This is a genomic window from Kordia algicida OT-1, assembly GCF_000154725.1.
Classification (GTDB): domain Bacteria; phylum Bacteroidota; class Bacteroidia; order Flavobacteriales; family Flavobacteriaceae; genus Kordia; species Kordia algicida.
The window spans coordinates 4,527,186-4,547,168 of sequence record NZ_DS544873.1; the positions used below are offsets into that span (position 1 = coordinate 4,527,186).

The 19,983-nt window shown below is 35.1% G+C and carries 18 protein-coding genes; 9 read left to right on the plus strand and 9 right to left on the minus strand.

Annotated elements, in window-relative coordinates; all coding sequences use genetic code 11:
• Positions 1-54 precede the first annotated feature (54 nt).
• The 8 genes from KAOT1_RS19360 to KAOT1_RS19395 form a co-directional block, all read right to left on the minus strand.
• A complete protein-coding gene (locus tag KAOT1_RS19360; protein WP_007096596.1) occupies positions 55-852 on the minus strand; it encodes a sulfite exporter TauE/SafE family protein in 798 nt (265 codons plus the stop codon).
• Between the two features lie 71 nt (positions 853-923).
• Positions 924-1,559, minus strand: a complete 636-nt coding sequence (locus KAOT1_RS19365) for a Crp/Fnr family transcriptional regulator (RefSeq protein WP_007096597.1) — start codon at positions 1,557-1,559, stop codon at positions 924-926.
• A 111-nt stretch (positions 1,560-1,670) separates the two neighbouring features.
• Positions 1,671-1,832, minus strand: a complete 162-nt coding sequence (locus KAOT1_RS23105) for a Lacal_2735 family protein (protein ID WP_007096598.1) — start codon at positions 1,830-1,832, stop codon at positions 1,671-1,673.
• A 130-nt stretch (positions 1,833-1,962) separates the two neighbouring features.
• On the minus strand, positions 1,963-2,661 hold the full coding sequence (locus KAOT1_RS19375; protein WP_040559718.1) for a DUF2490 domain-containing protein: 699 nt from the start codon (positions 2,659-2,661) through the stop codon (positions 1,963-1,965).
• Between the two features lie 2 nt (positions 2,662-2,663).
• Positions 2,664-3,290 carry a carbonic anhydrase family protein gene (locus KAOT1_RS19380; RefSeq protein WP_007096600.1) on the minus strand — a complete coding sequence of 209 codons (627 nt, stop codon included), beginning with the start codon at positions 3,288-3,290 and terminating at the stop codon, positions 2,664-2,666.
• 115 nt (positions 3,291-3,405) lie between these two features.
• Positions 3,406-5,013, minus strand: coding sequence for a SulP family inorganic anion transporter (locus KAOT1_RS19385; protein ID WP_007096601.1), 1,608 nt, complete (start codon positions 5,011-5,013; stop codon positions 3,406-3,408).
• Between the two features lie 157 nt (positions 5,014-5,170).
• Positions 5,171-5,500, minus strand: a complete 330-nt coding sequence (locus tag KAOT1_RS19390; RefSeq protein ID WP_007096602.1) for a hypothetical protein — start codon at positions 5,498-5,500, stop codon at positions 5,171-5,173.
• The gene (locus KAOT1_RS19395) at positions 5,501-6,100 is read right to left on the minus strand and encodes a TetR/AcrR family transcriptional regulator (protein WP_238528716.1); all 600 of its coding nucleotides are present in this window, start codon (positions 6,098-6,100) and stop codon (positions 5,501-5,503) included.
• A gap of 324 nt (positions 6,101-6,424) precedes the next feature.
• Between KAOT1_RS19395 and era the strand changes: the two genes are divergently transcribed.
• Complete coding sequence (gene era / locus KAOT1_RS19400; protein ID WP_007096604.1) at positions 6,425-7,309, plus strand: GTPase Era; 885 nt, start codon at positions 6,425-6,427, stop codon at positions 7,307-7,309.
• A 403-nt stretch (positions 7,310-7,712) separates the two neighbouring features.
• Here the strand turns inward: era and KAOT1_RS19405 are convergent, their stop codons facing one another.
• Entirely contained in the window at positions 7,713-8,207 is a 495-nt protein-coding gene (locus KAOT1_RS19405; protein WP_007096605.1) for a hypothetical protein, read from the minus strand.
• A gap of 206 nt (positions 8,208-8,413) precedes the next feature.
• On the opposite strand from KAOT1_RS19405, the gene der reads away from it, so the two are divergent.
• The 8 genes from der to KAOT1_RS19445 all read left to right on the plus strand — a co-directional run bounded on the left by der (position 8,414) and on the right by KAOT1_RS19445 (position 19,942).
• Positions 8,414-9,718, plus strand: coding sequence for a ribosome biogenesis GTPase Der (gene der / locus KAOT1_RS19410; protein ID WP_007096606.1), 1,305 nt, complete (start codon positions 8,414-8,416; stop codon positions 9,716-9,718).
• A 1-nt stretch (position 9,719) separates the two neighbouring features.
• The gene (locus KAOT1_RS19415; RefSeq protein WP_007096607.1) at positions 9,720-10,346 is read left to right on the plus strand and encodes a hypothetical protein; all 627 of its coding nucleotides are present in this window, start codon (positions 9,720-9,722) and stop codon (positions 10,344-10,346) included.
• A 105-nt stretch (positions 10,347-10,451) separates the two neighbouring features.
• Positions 10,452-11,999: a choice-of-anchor I family protein gene (locus KAOT1_RS19420; protein WP_007096608.1), complete on the plus strand. Its 1,548-nt coding sequence runs from the start codon at positions 10,452-10,454 to the stop codon at positions 11,997-11,999.
• Positions 12,000-12,172: 173 nt separating this feature from the next.
• Positions 12,173-13,396: a GTP-binding protein gene (locus KAOT1_RS19425; protein WP_007096609.1), complete on the plus strand. Its 1,224-nt coding sequence runs from the start codon at positions 12,173-12,175 to the stop codon at positions 13,394-13,396.
• A gap of 155 nt (positions 13,397-13,551) precedes the next feature.
• A complete protein-coding gene (locus tag KAOT1_RS19430; protein ID WP_040560179.1) occupies positions 13,552-16,317 on the plus strand; it encodes an outer membrane beta-barrel protein in 2,766 nt (921 codons plus the stop codon).
• Positions 16,318-16,444: 127 nt separating this feature from the next.
• Positions 16,445-16,993 carry a hypothetical protein gene (locus tag KAOT1_RS19435; RefSeq protein ID WP_007096611.1) on the plus strand — a complete coding sequence of 183 codons (549 nt, stop codon included), beginning with the start codon at positions 16,445-16,447 and terminating at the stop codon, positions 16,991-16,993.
• A gap of 79 nt (positions 16,994-17,072) precedes the next feature.
• Positions 17,073-17,423, plus strand: coding sequence for a hypothetical protein (locus KAOT1_RS19440; RefSeq protein WP_007096612.1), 351 nt, complete (start codon positions 17,073-17,075; stop codon positions 17,421-17,423).
• A 98-nt stretch (positions 17,424-17,521) separates the two neighbouring features.
• Complete coding sequence (locus KAOT1_RS19445; protein ID WP_007096613.1) at positions 17,522-19,942, plus strand: T9SS type B sorting domain-containing protein; 2,421 nt, start codon at positions 17,522-17,524, stop codon at positions 19,940-19,942.
• Positions 19,943-19,983: the final 41 nt, after the last annotated feature.

A 19,983-nucleotide genomic window follows, 5' to 3' on the forward strand; every position in this document is an offset into this window, starting at 1 on the left:
AGAATTATGTATACAGTAACTTGTGTTACAAAGTGTTATTTTTTTGAATGTGATTTATTGGTTTACAAAAAACTCCATATAGAAGATAAAGATTGCCATGACAAAGATGAAATAGCCAAAACCTTTTTTGAGTTTTTTTCCGTCGACAAAGTTTCCTAAGTAGCTTCCGATGAAAATACCAACTAGAGAAATAGCGGTAAATATTGTCAGGAATTCCCAATCAATTTCCATAGTGAGAGCATCTCCCAAAAGGAAGCCTAATAACGATTTAAACGCAATGATAATGAGTGAAGTTCCAACTGCGACTTTCATTTCTACATTTGCCAATAATACCAATGCAGGAATGATTAAGAATCCACCGCCTGCGCCAATCATTCCAGTAATGGCTCCGACGACCAAACCTTCAATCAGAATCAAAGGATAGTTATACGATACTTCTCCAGAGCTTATTTTTTCTTTACGTTCTTTGAGCATAGATAGTGCCGCTGGAAACATCAATATGGCAAAAAGTCCAAACATGCCCATTCTGCGCGTAAATTCGAAATTTCCAATAGTAAATAATACGTCTGGCAATGCGGGAACTACATAGTAACGAACGAGCGAAACTCCGATGATGGCAGGAATTCCGAAAACGATTGCGGTACGCCAGTCGACAAAACCTTTTAAGTGCTGTTTAAGTCCGCCAACTAAAGCGCTCGTTCCGACGATAAATAGCGAATATGCAGTAGCAACTTTTTCGTTTACTGAAAATAGATATGCGAGTACGGGAACAGCAAGTATAGAGCCGCCACCGCCAATAAGACCTAGTGAAATTCCAATAATCAAGGCACTAACATAGCCAAGTATTTCCATAATTGTTTTTAATGTTTGTCAGTGCAATGTACAGCGCATGCAATGATCTCGCAGTAACTTAAGTTACATATTCAGGCTAAATTTATGATTTTAATATGATTTCTATGCAATTCTATGCGCCCCATTTGTTCTAATTTTTTTAAAAGTCTTGATATGACAACTCTAGAGCTGTGTAAGTCGTAAGCAATTTCTTGATGTGTGTTGTGAATTGTATTTGTTTTGTTTATACGAATTTTCTCCTTGAGGTAATTGAGTAATCGCTGATCCATCTTTTCAAATGCAACGCTGTCTAGAATATGCAATACTTCGTTGAGTCGTGTGTGGTAACTTTCAAACACAAAATTTCTCCAAGTTTTATACTTCGCAGTCCATTCTTCCATTTTTTGAACAGGAACCATGATAAGTTTGGTGTCTTGTTCGGCAACGGCTTTGATTTCGCTTTTGGTTTGTCCGACACAACAATTCATCGTCATTGAGCAAGTTTCACCACTTTCCAGATAATATAACAGTAATTCGTCGCCTTCTTTGTCTTCACGCATCACTTTGATGGCTCCAGAAATTAAAAGAGGCATTCCACGGACATAATCGCCAATAGACATCATGGTAAAGCCTGCGGGAATTTCTTTAAAAGTTCCTACTTGGGCAATTTCGTTGAGTAAATCATCTTCAAAAAGATGATCGTAATTGTCTTTGAGTTCTTGAATCATGGATTGCGTTTTTGGACTTCAATGATTGTGATATTTAAAAGTAATAAAACTAAATAGAAGGTAAAATTATTGTTTTTTGGTGCAATCAACAGTAACAAAGGTTACAGATATCTACAAAGCCTCAATTTTTTTCATAATTGCTTCTGCTTCTGCCGTTTTCTGATCGCTTAGTTTCCTGTTGGAAGTGGATAAGTTAAACGCTTCTTGCGTAAGCTTGTTATACTTCTCGTAGAGTTTTTCTTTTTCTGATTTCTTTTTAAATAATCCGAACATAATTTTTCTTTTTTTATAGCCTTGTAAAGATACGACTTAAAAGAGGTTATTGCTAGTTTTTTGAAACTAGAAAAGCCAGGAAATCTAGTGTAGGCTTTCTGGCTTTTTTATGTTTTACAGGATAAAGAATTTAATCTTGTATTTCTTTTTGTTTTTTACGCAAATCTGTGTTGAAAACAACGGCAAATTGTAAATATCCTTTTCCCGTAGTTCGCAAGCGTTGGTATAACATTCCTGTTTGTAAGTTTACGTTTTTGTTCAGTTGATAGCCAATGCCGCCATACAAACGGTTTCTATCAAACAATTCTTCTTCACCATTGATAAAGATTTCATTATACACTCCGAAGAAAAACGCGCCTGTTTCCATTTTTGGTTTGTTTACAGGAATAAAAAGCATCAATCGGTAACGAAAACGCGTTTTAAAATCGTCTTCAACCCAACGTTGTTCGGCTCTGTAACGATGTTCAAATTTTACACGACCAAGATAGTTATTCGTAATTAATTGTTGCCAAATACGATGTTCTTCCGTTTCTGGACTGTCACGTTCACTTTCGTACACAAAACTTCCAATATAAGCATATCCTGCTGTGGCGAAAGCATTTTTGGTAAAGTGATAATTTAGTCCAGTTCGTAATAACCATTGTTCTGTATTGTTTGGAATGATCGTGTGGTTTCGAAATTGAACTTCTGAGTGAATACTAAATTTTTCACTGATTTTATTCGTTCCGAAATACATCAACCAATTTCCTGTTTCGTCTTGACTCCAACTCATCAGTGGAACAAGAAACAACATCAAAACAATAAGTTTTTTAATGATGTGATGTTTCATTCTTATAGAAATGTTACTTTCCCATTGTTGATGTCGTACATTCCACCAACAATTTTGATGTCTCCATCATTTTCTAATTCTGCCAATACTGGACTTTGCTTACGAATGTTTTCGATAGTCATTTCTACATTTTTTACGGCAACATTATTTACAAAATCAATGTTTTTAGAGTTGCGTAAGTTTTCGTCAGTTGGTTCTTTTACAGCTTCAACAGCAGGTTCAATTTTGTTGATTAAAGCAGTTAGGTTTCCAAGTCTTGCATGATCGCAAGCGCCTTTAATAGCACCGCATGAAGTATGCCCAAGTACAACTATTAATTTTGTTCCTGCTAGTTTACATGCAAATTCCATACTTCCTAAAATGTCTACATTGACAAAGTTTCCAGCGATACGAACGCTAAAAATGTCGCCTAGTCCTTGATCGAAAACCAACTCAGCAGAAACTCTAGAATCAATACAACTTAAAATAGTTGCGAAGGGAAATTGACCATTTCTAGTATCGTTTACTTGTTCTAAAAGATTTCTGTTTGCTTTTAAGTTTTGTTGAAACCTTTCATTTCCTTCTTTTAAAAACTGAAGTGCTTTTTCAGGGGTTAGAGTTGCCTGTGTTTCTTTAGTATGTGCTTTCATAAATATATTAATTTGTACTATTATAGTTGAATTGATGATTTGTTATATGCGATTACAATCGGCATGTTACTTTTTTGAATCGCTTCTTTGCTATTAAATTTTGTGATTACAGTGTCTAAGTAGTTTTTGGTCTTAGTTTAAAAAACTCTATAAAACTTGGAGGATTTTCCACGATGCCACGTTCTGAGATCAATTTGATATCAATATTTCTGTTGCGTGCTTTTTCTGAAAAATCTTCTAAAATTTCAATAATATCATTGTCTAAGAAACGTGTTTTGCGTACGTCTAATTCTAAGTATGTATTTTCTGGCAGCCTGTCTAATTCTTTTAAGATAGCTCCTTTGTTAAAGAAAGTTACTTCTTCTGCGAGAGTCATCTTAATTTTATTTTTTCCGTCACTAACATCTTCAATGTGTAAAAAGTGAGAGTTTTGGAAACTTTTAATTAATATTACGATGATACCAACAGCCAATCCGAGTCCGATTCCCCATAAAAGGTCGATAAAAACGATTCCTAAAATCGTTACCATAAACGGAACAAATTGTTTCCAGCCTGATTCATACATTGTTTTGAATAACGTAGGTTTTGCCAATTTATATCCAACAATCAGAAGAACAGAAGCCAATACAGATAAAGGAATCATGTTGATAATCGTAGGAATTGCAACTACAGCAATCAATAAGAAGAAACCGTGAATGATAGCAGACATTTTTGTTTTTCCACCAGATTGAATGTTTGCAGAACTACGTACGATTACTTGTGTAATTGGCAATCCACCAATTAAACCAGAAAGTACATTTCCTGTTCCTTGTGCTAATAATTCTCGGTTGGTTGGTGTTACACGCTTTTGTGGATCTAACTTATCTGTTGCTTCCACACAAAGAAGTGTTTCCAAACTTGCTACTACAGCAATTACAGCTCCTGTAATCCATACATCTTTATCTCCAATGGTGGAAAAATCTGGAAAGCTGAATTGTCCTAAAAAGGCGTCAAAATTGTCAGGAACAGGTACGGAAACTAAGTGTTCTGGAGAAATTCCAAATGTTTCGTCTCCTTTAGTGACTAAAAAGTATATGATTCCTAAAACTACAGCAACCAACGGACCTTGAATTAATTGAAATATTTTTCCTTTTTTAGATAAAACAGCATTCCATAAAATTAAAATTGCTAATCCTATAATAGCAATAATAGTTGCTCCAGGACTAATGTAATTTACAGTATTTAAAATCTCTGAGAATGTATTTTCTCCATCAACTTGAAAAAATGCAAAATCTCCTTCTGGATCGGCATCATAGCCAAAAAAGTGAGGAATTTGCTTTAAAATAATGATGATTCCAATTCCTGTAAGCATTCCTTTAATTACAGAAGAAGGGAAAAAATATCCAATAATTCCAAATTTTAGAACACCAAAAATAATTTGGATCACACCACCAATTACGACAGCGACTAAGAATTTTTCATAGCCATTTTCAATACCGCCAAATGATGCGATTGCTGCAAATACAATGACGGCAAGTCCTGCTGCAGGACCACTCACACCAACTTGTGAACCACTCACGGCACCTACAACGATACCACCAATGATACCCGCAATGATACCAGCGAGCGGTGGAGCACCACTGGCAAGTGCAATTCCTAAACAGAGTGGAAGTGCAACGAAGAAAACGACAATACTAGCGGGGAAATCCGCTTTTAAATTTTTGAATGGGTTTGAACTATTCATGATAGTAAGTAAATGTTTTTGAACTAAAACACAAGGACAAATTTGCTTGTTTCAATTCTTTAAGTTAGCTAAATTTTATTTTGATTATATGATTAGTGAATTGATCTCTAGGTAACTAAATTTGTGAGAATGTTGTAGAGAAAAATTCAAGGTATTGTTACACCAATTCTGGTGGCGGAATAAATATTTCTGTATTATATGGAATACACGATTTTTGTACATAAAAGTGAGCATTATACAAAGCAATGTCTGTTTCTGCAAATAAAAAATTAATAGAATACGGTGTTACTTTTTCGTCTTCTTCCAAAGTATCTTCTGCTTCTTCCTCTGTGTCGTCTTCAACATCGTAATCAACAAATTCATACGAAGTATCAGCAGAAAGAAGTGAATATGTTTTTACAATAGGCTGTGCTAGCAATGCACAAAGTACCAACAAAAAAGGAAGTTGTTTTAACAGTTGGGTAATATGTCGTTGTTTGCCTACCATTTATTTAATTACCTTAAAAACTAAGTCCGTATAAAACTTTACAATAGTATCTTTTCCTTTTTTTACGTTGGTTAAAGATGGTAAATGTTCTGAAAAATAGCGTTGTTGATGCGCGCCTTCAATCACTGTAGAAACAAGCATGTGCGGAAATTCGAAATCAGGATTAAGCTCCGTAACCATATTACTTACGCGTTGTACAACACGTTTGTAAACTGTATAATATCCTTTTTCATTTTCCGTATCAATATCTTTTGTATGATATGCTTTTGATGATTCTGCAATGATAATTCGGTTTAGAATTACTTCGTCAATGTATGAAAATGAATTGTCAACATCAACCTTTCGTGTCAAAATATCAACAGCAGCCGAGAGTTTTTCTTCTTTTGATTGAATATTGGTTGTCGCAAAAACTAACTTATATTCAATCCAACTCCAATACCAACATAACAAATACACCAAAAGCATGTGTTTGCTTTCAAAATAACGGTAAATAGAGCTTTCGTTAGAACCAATAGATTTTCCTAATTTTTTAAACGTAAACGCTTCAAAACCCAATTCATCAATCATTTCAATACTGCGTGATACGATCTTTTTTCCCAATTCAGAAGACTCGGGATTTTTCGTATACAGCTCCTCGCTAATGACAATATGTATTTGTAAATATTCCATATGGCTTATTACAAATATAATAGTAATACTATCAAAAACTAAAAGTTTAACTATATTTTTTAATAATATAACAATCAGTCTTATAAAAAGTATAGAGAGAATAGGATGTTGTACAACATGTGTTTTGTAGATTGAATGTAGAATAAGTCCAGTTTTATACAGAAATATGTGTACTTTTGCACTTTATATCTATTAAAGTGATCGCTTTTATGGAAATTTTCATAAAACCAATTCACATGACGACTTACATTTTTTATGGCACACAAAGCAGGATTTGTTAACATTATCGGAAACCCAAACGTTGGAAAATCAACTTTGATGAATGCCTTTGTTGGCGAAAAACTTTCCATCATTACTTCGAAAGCACAAACGACACGTCACAGAATATTAGGAATTGTAAACGGAGAGGATTTTCAGATGATTCTTTCCGATACGCCAGGAATCATCAAGCCTGCGTACGAATTGCAATCGTCTATGATGGATTTTGTAAAATCTGCTTTTGAAGATGCCGATGTATTAATTTATATGGTAGAAATTGGTGAAAAAAGCTTAAAAGACGAAGCATTTTTCAAAAAAATCATCAACAGTAAAATTCCTGTGATTTTATTACTGAATAAAATTGACAAATCTTCACAAGAACAATTGGAAGAACAAATGGAGTTGTGGAAAGAAAAAGTGCCAACTGCTGAAATCTATCCTATTTCTGCTTTAGAAAATTTTAATGTGCCACAAGTATTTTCAAGAATTATTGAATTATTACCTGAATCTCCAGCGTTCTATCCAAAAGATCAATTGACAGACAAACCAGAACGTTTCTTTGTCAACGAGACCATTCGCGAGAAAATCTTAATGAACTACAAAAAAGAAATTCCGTATGCGGTTGAAGTAGAAACGGAAGAATTTTTTGAAGAAGAAAATATCATCCGAATTCGTTCAGTCATCATGGTTGAGCGTGAAACGCAAAAAGGAATTATTATTGGTCACAAAGGAAATGCATTAAAAACGGTAGGAATTCAAGCGCGAAAAGACTTAGAGAAGTTTTTTGGGAAACAAATTCACATTGAATTATATGTAAAAGTCAATAAAAATTGGCGAAGTAATGCGAAGCAACTTAAGCGTTTTGGTTACAACAACAAATAGTCGCCAATAATTTATTACTAAATATGATTGCTTCCCTTAAAACTATACGGTAAAAATTAAGATCATTGTCAGAATAAAAACAACTACGCCAATTATCTTATCTCTTTTGGTCGGTGGATATTTTGTTCATGGAGAATTTTCAAAATAAACATAGGAAAACACAAACACGCAGAAATCACAATGAGTGTGTTTATAGAAATTTTTTGTAGGATTTTGTCAAAAAATATAAATCCTACTATAGAAGAAATCAAAACGATAATTCCCAGCGAAACATATCCTATTTTTAATAATTTATAATTCATACTAATTTTTCTATTCGAAAATACAGTACATTATTCGAGTAAAATTATGGTTTACCACATTTACGCTATAAAGTTGTCGATTTTATCCGATATTTTAAAAACTACAGTTTAGCTGTTAAATACAAAAAATTGCGCAACTGAATCATTTCAGGTTTTCCTGTAGCTTTTCCCCAGCGACCCGCAACATACAAAACTACCCAAATAATTACCATGAAAAACATCAGTGCCACTTGAATAGCATACGAAGTATCTAAAGAAGCATTCGTATATGCCCAAACGCCAAATCCAATAAACAAACAAGCTACCAAAAAGTGCAAAAACATAAAAAATGTCCATACGGTTGGACTCGGACCAAACAAACCATATAACAAACAATGCTGTTTGTCTATTTCATCAACTTCAACATGTAACTGCGGCGACCAAAAATGTTGTTTGTCTTTAGGAATACGAATAAACACATGATTGTCAATACGTGAAATCACAAAATCATCTTGTGTATTTTTACTAGCTTCCAAGCGTTTCAATACCACTTCACTCGGTTGCGGAATCTCAATCTGAAAGCGCGGTCGTAATACAATTTCTTCTCCTAAACTCATGATAGTCAATTTAATGATTCCAAAATAGAGGATTCTTTCAAATTATAAACTGATAAATATCATACAGAACACGATCCATAATCATATAAAAATCAAAAAAAATTAATAAAAAGACTTACTTTAAGTATAAAACACAAAAAACTTACTTCAATTTACTTTTTACGCATCAACAGAAAACGTACCTTTGCAGGCACAAAAAGAACGAAATGAGTAATATAGTAGCCATCGTAGGACGTCCAAATGTTGGAAAATCGACTTTATTTAATCGTATGATTAAACGTAGAGAAGCGATTGTTGATTCAGTAAGTGGCGTGACAAGAGATAGACATTACGGGAAATCTGATTGGAATGGAAAAGAATTTTCACTCATCGATACAGGTGGATATGTCGTAGGAAGCGATGATATTTTTGAACAGGAAATTGACAAACAAGTAGAATTGGCAATCGATGAAGCAGATGCGATTCTTTTTGTAGTAGATGTAGAATCTGGTGTAACTGGAATGGACGAAGAAGTGGCAAACTTGCTTCGTCGCGTAAACAAACCTGTCTTATTAGTCGTAAACAAAGTTGATGCTGCCAATCGCTTGCACGATGCTACCGAATTCTACTCGTTAGGTTTGGGAGAATACTATCCAATTGCAAGTATCAACGGAAGCGGAACAGGAGAAATGTTAGACGCTTTGGTTGAAGCGTTGCCAGATGTAGAAGAAACTGAAGAAGAAAACTTGCCGCGTTTTGCCGTTGTGGGAAGACCAAACGCAGGAAAATCGTCTCTAATAAACGCTTTAATTGGGGAAGATCGTTACATTGTAACAGACATTGCAGGAACTACGCGTGATGCGATTGATACAAAATACAACCGTTTCGGATTTGAATTCAACTTGGTAGATACTGCCGGAATTCGCCGAAAAGCCAAAGTAAAAGAAGACCTCGAATTTTACTCGGTAATGCGTTCCATTCGTGCTATTGAACACAGTGATGTATGTTTATTGGTTGTAGATGCAACTAGAGGATTTGACTCGCAAGTGCAAAATATCTTTTGGTTGGCTGAAAAAAATCACAAAGGAATTGTGATTCTTGTAAACAAATGGGATTTAGTAGAAAAAGATACTTCTACGGTAAAAGAATTTGAAAAGCACATTCGCCAGCAAATCGAACCTTTTACAGACGTGCCAATCGTTTTTATATCCGTATTGACAAAACAACGTATTTTCAAAGCGATTGAAACTGCGGTACAAGTATACAAAAATCGTTCAAACAGAGTACCAACAAGCAAACTGAATGATACCATGTTACCAATCATAGAACGTACGCCGCCGCCTGCGCACAAAGGAAAATATGTCAAAATAAAATTCTGTACGCAGTTGCCAACACCATATCCGCAATTTGCATTCTTTGCCAACTTGCCACAATATGTGCGCGATCCGTACAAACGATTTATAGAAAACAAACTTCGCGAACAATTTGACTTTAACGGAGTTCCTGTACAAGTCTATTTCCGTAAAAAATAGCATGAATCCAAAAGGTATTATCATCACATTCTTTATCATCAGTCTAGTGCTTATCGGAATGATGTTTCTTATTGTAGATGTTAGAAATAATCCTATTGCGGATGATTTTACAACGATAGAAAATGAATTTGAGAAAATCAATTCGGAAGAAACTGCGAAAATCAATACAGATTCGATCACAGCAACACTAAAATCTCAAAACATCGCGCAATCTCAAGAATTAGAAAAGTTCAACATTCTTACGGAAGATGCATTAGCAAACATAAAACAGCTACAAGAACAACTATTTCCTGGCGGAATTGAAGCGCATGATCTTGGAGAATCTGATAGAATAAAAGAAAACAATACACTTTTTTTCAAAGAAAATGGCGAACCAACCAAAATTGCTACAGAATTCACAGCAAAACTGGATGCCTTTGAAAACAACATTCGTGTATTAATACAACTATTTCCTGAAGTTAAAACTGTAGAAGCAACAGTTCGTGACCAATACACAAAAGGACTTTCTTGGTTAGATTATAATTTTAAAGATTTTCCTGCAATAGCATCTTATGTAAAACTAAAAACACTTACAAATAACATAAAAAGCAAACGAGAAGCTATCTTTATGGCTGTGTTAAAAAAATGAAAACTCATAACAATTTCTTTTCAAAAACGACACAATTCAATCATACTTCAATAACATTCAAATAAAATATCAGGGTCATTTTTGTTGAAATAAACAATCAACACAATGAAAACCCTAAAACAATCATTATTACTTGTAGCAGCATTTATTCTGTTATACAGTTGTAAAAATGATGATGACAATCAAAATCCAACAACTCCAGTTGACACTTCGGTAAACTTTCAATTTAAAACAACCATCAATGTGGGCGGTGCAGGTTCCGCAGAAATCTCTGCTTTTGACCCTATCTCAAACAAACTATTTACGGTAAACACAGAATTAGATCAAATTTCGATCTACAATATTTCAGACATTGACGGGCCAATCATGGAAACTCCAATAGACGTAAGTGCTTTTGGAACGCCAAACAGCGTGGCTGTTAACAACGGAAAACTTGCCGTTGCCGTTGAAGCATCAAACAAACAAGCCGCAGGGAAAATATATGTGTACAATACTTCTGATAATTCATTAGCAAACGAATACACGGTTGGTTCATTACCAGATATGGTTACGTTTACAAAAGATGGAAACTTTATACTATCAGCAAATGAAGGTGAGCCAAATGATGATTATACCATTGACCCTGATGGAACAGTAAGCATCATTGATGTGGCTAATAACAATGTAACAACTTTAGATTTCTCAGCGTTCAATTCGCAAGAAGCAACCTTAGAAAGTCAAGGATTCAGAGTATTTGGACCAAATGCAGACTTAGCTGCTGATGTGGAGCCAGAATATATTACCATTTCTGAAGATTCACAATATGCATGGGTTTCGCTTCAAGAAAATAACGGAATAGCCAAAATAAACTTACTGACAAAAACAATTGAAGCTATTTATCCATTAGGTTTCAAAGATTACAACATTGCTGGAAATTCAATTGATGCAAGTGACAAAGACAATGTAAATGAATTGAAAAATTGGCCTGTTTATGGAATCTATCAACCAGATGCAATAACATCAGTAAACATCAACGGAACTGAATATGTAATTTCTGCAAACGAAGGAGATTCAAGAGAATACGAAGGAACGCCAGGATATGTTGGAGAAGATCGTGTAAAAGACTTAACTCTAGACGCAACAGCTTTTCCAGCTTCTGAAAACTATCAAGACGATGAAAACATTGGTCGACTAAAAGTTGCGTTAGACTTGGGCGATACAGACAACGATGGCGATTATGACAAACTTTACAACTACGGAGCGCGTTCGTTCAGTATTTGGTCAGGCGATGGAAATCTTGTGTATGATAGCGGAAATGAAATTGCAACACGTGTATTATCAGAAACTCCAGATCGTTTCAATTGGGATTGGGAAGATAACGAAACCGACAAAAGAAGTGACGACAAAGGTGCAGAACCAGAAATGGTAGAAGTTTTAAACATTGCCAATCAGCGTTACATTCTTTTTGTTGGATTGGAAAGAAACAGTCAAGTAATGGTTTATGACATTACAAATCCGACAGCACCACAATTTCTACAAATCTTACAACGCGGAACAGATTATGCTCCAGAAGGAATCGTAGCTGTAAGCGCAGCAGACAGTCCAACAGGAAACGCACTATTAATTATTTCATATGAAGACAGCGGAACAGTTTCTATCTATGAAAATGAATAAGTAAATAACCAATCTACATACATTGCAAAAAGTGCTCGCTAGTATATATTACTATAAGAGCACTTTTTTTATACAGTATTCTAAAAATAACCACTAATGCAACTGTGTTGCTTTAATATTTTTCCTTTAAATTTGCTGTCAAAACAAATACGAAACAATTTTAGGATACTACGATGCAGATTTCAAAAAAATTACCAGTTACAGTTTTAAGCGGATTTCTAGGAGCGGGAAAAACAACACTACTCAATCATATTTTGCACAACAAACAAGGTTTAAAAGTTGCCGTGATTGTAAATGACATGAGTGAAGTAAATGTAGATGCTGAATTAGTTAAAAACGAAAACATACTTTCTCGTACAGAAGAAAAATTAGTAGAAATGAGCAATGGTTGTATCTGCTGTACCTTGCGAGAAGACTTAATGGAGGAAGTAGAACGACTCGCTAAAGAAGACCGATTTGACTATTTATTAATAGAAAGTACGGGCATTAGTGAACCAATTCCTGTGGCACAAACTTTTTCTTTTGTAGATGAAAATAATGGAATCGATCTATCGCGTTTTAGCTATGTTGATACAATGGTTACTGTAGTTGATGCATTTAACTTTTTCAAGGATTTTGGAAGCCCAGAAACTTTACTAGATCGTGACTTAACCAATATTGAAGGTGATTACAGAACCATTGTAAATTTATTAACAGATCAAATTGAATTTGCTAATGTCATTATCCTAAACAAAACAGACTTGGTATCTGTAGATCATTTAGGCGTTTTAAAAGCTGCAATTCACAAACTAAATCCATCAGCGCGTATTCTTGAATCGTCTTACAGTAAAATTGAACCAGAAGAAATTCTCAATACAGGACTTTTCAACTTTGAAGAAGCTGAGCAAAGCGCAGGTTGGATAGAAGAACTCAATAAAGAAGAACACACACCAGAAACGGAAGAATACGGCATAACTTCATTCGTATACAGGTCTAAAAAACCTTTTAACTCAGATCGATTTTTAACATACATACAACAAAAATTTCCGTACAATATTATTCGTAGTAAAGGACTATTTTGGCTCACATCAAGACCTGGACAAGCATTAATTTGGGGACAAGCTGGCGGTTCTTTAAAAACAGATAGTGCTGGAGTTTGGTGGAGTAGTATGCCTTTTGAAAAACGTATTCAATATGTGTCTTTTATTGAAAATCAACAACAAATTGAGGCAGATTGGGACATCACATTTGGAGATCGAAAAAATGAATTAGTTTTCATTGGGCAAGATATGGAACAAGAGCAAATTATAGCTGACCTCAATGCTTGCTTGGCAACAGATGAAGAACTAGAAAATGAACAATGGAAAAAAGAATGTAATGATAAATGGCCAATACAGCGGGCATATGAAGTAAGCTAAATTACTTACAAACACTCTAAAATTCGTTTTCAAATCTAAAGCGTTCTTCTATTTTAAGAAATAAAAACAGGTTTTTAAGATTATTTTAATAATAAATGAACATTTTTTCTGTTTGTTTGTGTGACGAAACCGATCATCAGCAATTAAAAACAAAAATGAATAAACCACTTATTACCTTACTGATACTTTTTATCAGTGTATTTACTTCTTCACTATTTGCACAAGAATTTGAAGTCAAAGGAAAAATTGTAGACAAAATTGACAAAACACCACTAGAATCTGCAACAGTATACGTACAAACGCTCAAGGATTCAACCTTAATTACTTACACAATTAGTGACAAAGATGGAGGTTTTGAACTAGCAGGACGCACCAAACTAAAAGAAGTAAACCTATTTGTTACGTTCAACGGATTTAAAAGCTATCAACAAAAACTTAAAATTGATAAATCTGTCATTACCATGCCAACCATTGAGATGGAATTGGCTACGGACGAACTCGATGCGGTTCAAATTACAGCAATTCGCGCGCCAATCACAGTGAAAAAAGATACCTTAGAATTCAATGCAGATTCTTTTAAAGCACGACCAGATGCAACGGTAGAAGACTTAATCAAAAAGTTGCCAGGTGTTGAGGTTGATAGTGATGGAAAAATAAAGGTAAACGGAAAAGAAGTCAACAAAATTTTGGTAAATGGAAAACCATTTTTTGGAAACGATCCAAATATTGCTACGAAAAACTTAACAAAGGAAATCGTAGACAAAATTCAGGTGACAACGACCAAAAGTGAATCGGAAGAATTCACAGGAAAAAAAGGAACTTCGGAAGCGCAAACTATCAATATTGAACTCAAAGAAGATCAAAACAAAGGTTTCTTTGGGCGAGCCACCGTAAGTGGAGGAACCGATGATCGCTATGCGATGAGTGGAATAGGAAACTATTTTAATGACAAACAGCGAGTCAGTGTATTGGCAGGACGAAATAACATCAATACTTCCGGATTTAGTTTTGACGAAATTTACGATATGATGGGAAATGCAGGAAGTGTTTCTTGGAATGGAAACGGAGCTTTTTCTATAAACGGTCAAAATTTTGGTGGCGGACAAGGAATTCGAACATCTACAAACGCAGGCGCAAGTTTTGTAGACGAATATGAAAACAAAACAGAAATTCTAGCGGATTACTTTTATTCTGGTGTTGATTCGGAAAATGACAGTAGAGTAGAACGTGAAAACATTTTACCAGATGGAAATTTCTTTACCAACTCCTCAAGCAGATTTTTAAGTACAAACCAGAATCACAGAGCAAGTGCTGAACTACAATTTGAAATCGATTCTACCTTCAAAATTATTGTAGCGCCAAACTTTCAATTTACAGAAGGAGAAAGCTTTTCTTCTCGAAATGAAGAATCTTTAGACGAAGATGACACACTATTAAACCGAGGTAACTCGCAAAACAGCACCGATTCGGAACGTCGCAATTTTACAAGTGACATCAGTATCATTAAAAAGTTTGGAAGCAAAGGAGCATACTTGCGTATTGGAACCAACGGAAACTTCATCAACAATACCTCTGAAAACTTTCTGAACACAACCAATGAGATATTTGGAGCTACACCTTCTAGCACTTCACGAGATCAATTGACAGATACCGAATCTAGACAAAACAATATTTCTACTGATATCGAATATCGAATTCCAGTCAAAGAAAAACTATTTATAGACTTAGGATATCGCTTTACCAACAGACGTGAACGTAATGACAGACGTGTTTTTGATTTTGATAACACAACCAATCAATACGACGATTTTAATGAAACTTTAAGCTCAGACTTAAAAGTAAACTTCCGAACGCATTTGCCAAGTATTGGCGTTAATTACGAAACGGAAAAACTCTACTTAGGAGTTACGACAGGATTGCTATTGTCAGAACTTAAAAATGAAGAATTCATTCAAAACACTTCTGTCAAATCAAACTTCTCAGACGTTAACATTAATAGTTACATGCGTTATCGCATCAAGCAAGGAATGAGTGTATATTTCAACTATAACACACGTACGCAAGCGCCACAAGCTCAACAGTTACAACCTGTAGCAAACGTAAGTAATCCATTAAATATTACAGTTGGTAATCCAAACTTGAACAGGGAATTTGTGCATGACGTATATGCAAACTTTAACAACTATGATTTCAAATCAAAAAGCGGATTCTTCTTTTGGCTTTCCGCAGGATTAACAAATGATAAAATCGTTCCATTATCCGTTACAGACGAAAACAGAATTAGAACCACAACATATACAAATGTTGATGGAATTATTAGAGGAAGCGGAGGCGTTTCATACAGTAAAACCATTAAGCGAGACAGCACTTCACTTCGTTTTAGAGTAGGTTTATATTCAAACTATAACAAAGAATTTAACTTTACCAACGGTGTAAAATTCTCCACCAAACGAAATGCAATAACACCAAGTGTACGAATGACTTACAATTACAGAGAATTATTAGAAATAGAGCCTCGTTATTCAGTTTCATTCAGTAACACGCGCTACAGTTTAGATAACTTAAACAATGAAACATTTCAAAGTCACAATGTAGGTTTAAAAACGACGACATTTTGGCCAAAAAATATTGTCTTTGGGAACGACTTACGATATACGTACCGAACCAACGTTGCGCCCGGATTTGAACGAAGTTCGCTATTTTGGAACATGAGTTTGGGTGTGAAAATTCTCAAAGAAAAAGGAACGATCAAACTTACGGCTTACGATTTGCTCGATCAAAATATCAATACGCGTAGAACGGTTACTGCCGATTACATTCAAGATTCGCAAAGTACCGTATTGCAACGCTATTTCATGTTAGGGTTTACTTATAAAATTAGCAAAGTTGGCGGAAACAAGAATCGCTTCCAGACATTCTAACGGCAACACAAGCATACAGAAAAAAGCTTTTGAATCTTCTCAAAAGCTTTTTTTATATCTATAATTTTGTATTTTGAATGCAAAATGTAATCAATTCACGTAATCAATTTTCAAACTGAAAAAATACATGAAATATATTTTAAAATTCTTGCTTTGCATCCTGTTATTAGGAAATACTATGGCAGTTTTTGCGCAAAACGACAACTATAAACTAGAAACCAAGTATATGGAATGTATGTGCAATCTATTTGACGACAATGGTGTTGAATTTAAAACCTTACTCAAAAAAGCAGAGCAAAGTTTACGCAGTGCCGAATTACTTCCAGATACAAGTGGCAAAAGTTACATAACATTGCACAACAACATACGAATGGCAATTGATGGCAGAATGGCAAATTTTGGGGTAAGTGATTATGTCATAAAAGCACTTAGCGGAACTGAAAACATCAAAAAATACGCTGCGTGTATGAATGGGATCTTAACCGATAAAAATTTTGAAAATTCTAAAATTGGACAAATTATTGCGTTATCTACTTCCGGGAATAATCCTAAAATCACAGAACTAACCGATAAAATGTTAAAAATACTCGAAGCAAAAGATTTCAAACATGATTTCTACAAATATCTTACCTTTTCACTCATCGATAAATACAACACAGCTAACAAAAAGCAATAAACTGTATATCTGACTTTCGTCAAAAAACAATCTATCTTTCATAAAAGAAGCAAGCGCATAACCATATAAAGATCAACTCATGAAAAAAATCTATCTAATCATATTCGCAACAATATTACTAATTGGTTGTGGCTCATCTAAAAAAATATCAAAACTCAATCAATCATTACTCGGTTCTACTTGGGAATACTCCGATGAAGATTTAACATACGAAATCACATTTAGCGACAATGGAAAAATAAAGACTACACATCCTAATGACAAAACTCCCAATAATGACTTTTGGAAGCAATCTGGCACACTAATTCACTTTGAATTTAACGATGGATATTCAAAATATGATGGTGAAATCAAAACTTTCAATCTAATAGTTGGTTCGGCAAAAAGTGAGTATGGAGAGTGGAATTGGGAAATGAAAAGAGTGAAATAAAATAAGTTATCAAAACTACAACGTTGTAGTTCTTAAAAAAACAATCTAGGTTCAAACGGCTTTAAAAAAATGTTTATTTTAGAAGAATACTCAAAAATATGCGTTGCTTTTCTCTGTTAATCTATTTGTGTTTGTTGTCTTTTACAGCAACAATATTACATGCGCAAACACCACCAACAATTACAGCGCAAGGCGATCAAAAATATTGTGGAGACGTACCAATAAATATCGTAACGAGTGTTTCCATCACAGATCCTGATCCGCAAGATACAAGTTTGCCAATCGTATACATTCAAATATCAGAAGGCTACGAAAACGGATTAGATATACTCACGCTAACAGGAACACATCCAAATATCAATGCTTTTTGGACACCAGATTTGGGAAGACTCGCTTTAGTTGGTCCAGCAACTTTTGCAGAATACGAAGCAGCCATTTCTGCCGTTGTCTACGAAACTACGCAAACTAATTTCACAGAAGACAAATTCTTTTCCATCAATCTAGGTGATGCTAACTATTTGCCATCTACAGGGCATTACTATTTCTACGTGCCAAACGCAGGAATTACATGGACGCAAGCACGAGATGCAGCAGCTGCACAAACGTACTTCGGATTGGAAGGTTATTTAGCAACATTAACAACGGAAGAAGAAGCAGACTTGGCAGGTTCACAAAGTCAAGGAACAGGTTGGATTGGAGCCACAGACGTGGCACAAGAAGGAACTTGGGAATGGGTTACTGGACCAGAAGCAGGAACCGTATTTTGGATAGGAGAAGTAAATGGAACACCGCAAAACGGCGCGTATACCTTTTGGAATTCAGGCGAACCCAACAACTTCGGCGAAGAACACTATGCACACATTACCGATCCGAGTATAGGTTTGTTAGGTTCTTGGAACGATCTGCCAAACGAAGGTTCTACCGATCCAAACAATCCATATCATCCGCAAGGATATATCGTAGAATTTGGCGGAATGCCTGGCGAACCAACCATCAATTTATCGGCAAGTACACGAATTGAGACACCAAAATCAACAATTACAGAAGATGCCGCTTGCGGACCAAGTGAACTTACGCTAAGTGTTACCACAAATACAGACAGTGTGTTATGGTACGATTCTGAAACAGCAACAACACCAATTCATTCAGGAAACAATTATACAGTTTCAGTGACAGAAACAACAATATTCTGGGTTTTTCCAGCATTTTCAGGATGTACAAATGGCACACGAATACCAATTACGGCAACTATATTTGGACTGCCAGAAACGCAAGACATTTCAATCGTACAATGTGGTTCAACTAGCGGAACAACAATCTTTGATCTCTTTGATTACAATGCTGAGGTCGCAAATGGAATCTTGACAGATCGACAAGTTCGCTATTATGAAGACAGTGCGCTTACGCAAGAAATCACAACGGGCGCATACACGAATACGTCCAATCCGCAAATAGTGTATGCAAAAGTTACGGACTTAATTTCAGGTTGTGAAAATACTGCGGAAGTAACATTGCAGGTAAGTTCAAATGCGGTCAATAATGCGGTTATCAATGCTTGTGATGCGATTGAAGAAGCTGGTTTGACGCAATTTGACCTTTCGTTAGCAGATGCTCAAATAACTGATGGTTTGCCCGCCGATGTAGCAGTTACATATTTTGAAACTATTGAAGATGCTTTATTAGTGTCAAATCCGCTAGGGAATCAATTTACCAATACAACACCGTATTCGCAGACAATTTATGCGAGAGTTACACAAAATGGCGAATGCTACGGAATAGGAGAAGTAACACTCAATGTGCTCAATTTGCCAACAATTGCTACTACAGAAGAAGTATACTATTGTGTGAACTTTTCGCCACAATTGATTATGCTTGAAAGCGGCATTATCAATAACTTTAATGATTATACATTTTTATGGTCAACTGGAGAAACTACACCCGAAATTCAAGTAAATGAAATAGGAAACTACACGGTTGAAGTCACGCAAAATGGCGGTTGTTCCAAAACAAAAACAATTTTGGTACAACCTTCCAACATTGCGACAATTCAAAACATTCAAATTGATGACATTTCAGAAAATAATATAGTTACTGTAGTGGTTTCTGGAGAAGGCGAATATGTGTATGCTTTAGACAATCCGAATGCTGTTTATCAAGAATCAAATAGCTTTCAAAATGTTGGCGCAGGGTTTCATACCGTATTTATCAAAGATATAAAGAACAATTGTGGAATTGTTAGTGAAGATATTGCTGTAATTGGTTATCCAAGATTTTTTACTCCAAACAATGATGGCATAAATGACACGTGGCAACTCAAAGGAATCTCAGAAGTATTTCAGTCAGGAACACAAGTTTTTATCTACGATCGTTATGGAAAACTTCTCAGAATCCTCATCAATTCAGAAGATGCTTGGAATGGTAATATTAACGGATCAAAAATGCCTTCCAATGATTATTGGTTTTCGGTACAGCTTGAAGACGGACGTACTTTTACAGGACATTTTACGTTGAAAAGGTAATTGGGTCGCTTCGCTTTTGGGTCGCTTCGCTTTTGGGTCGC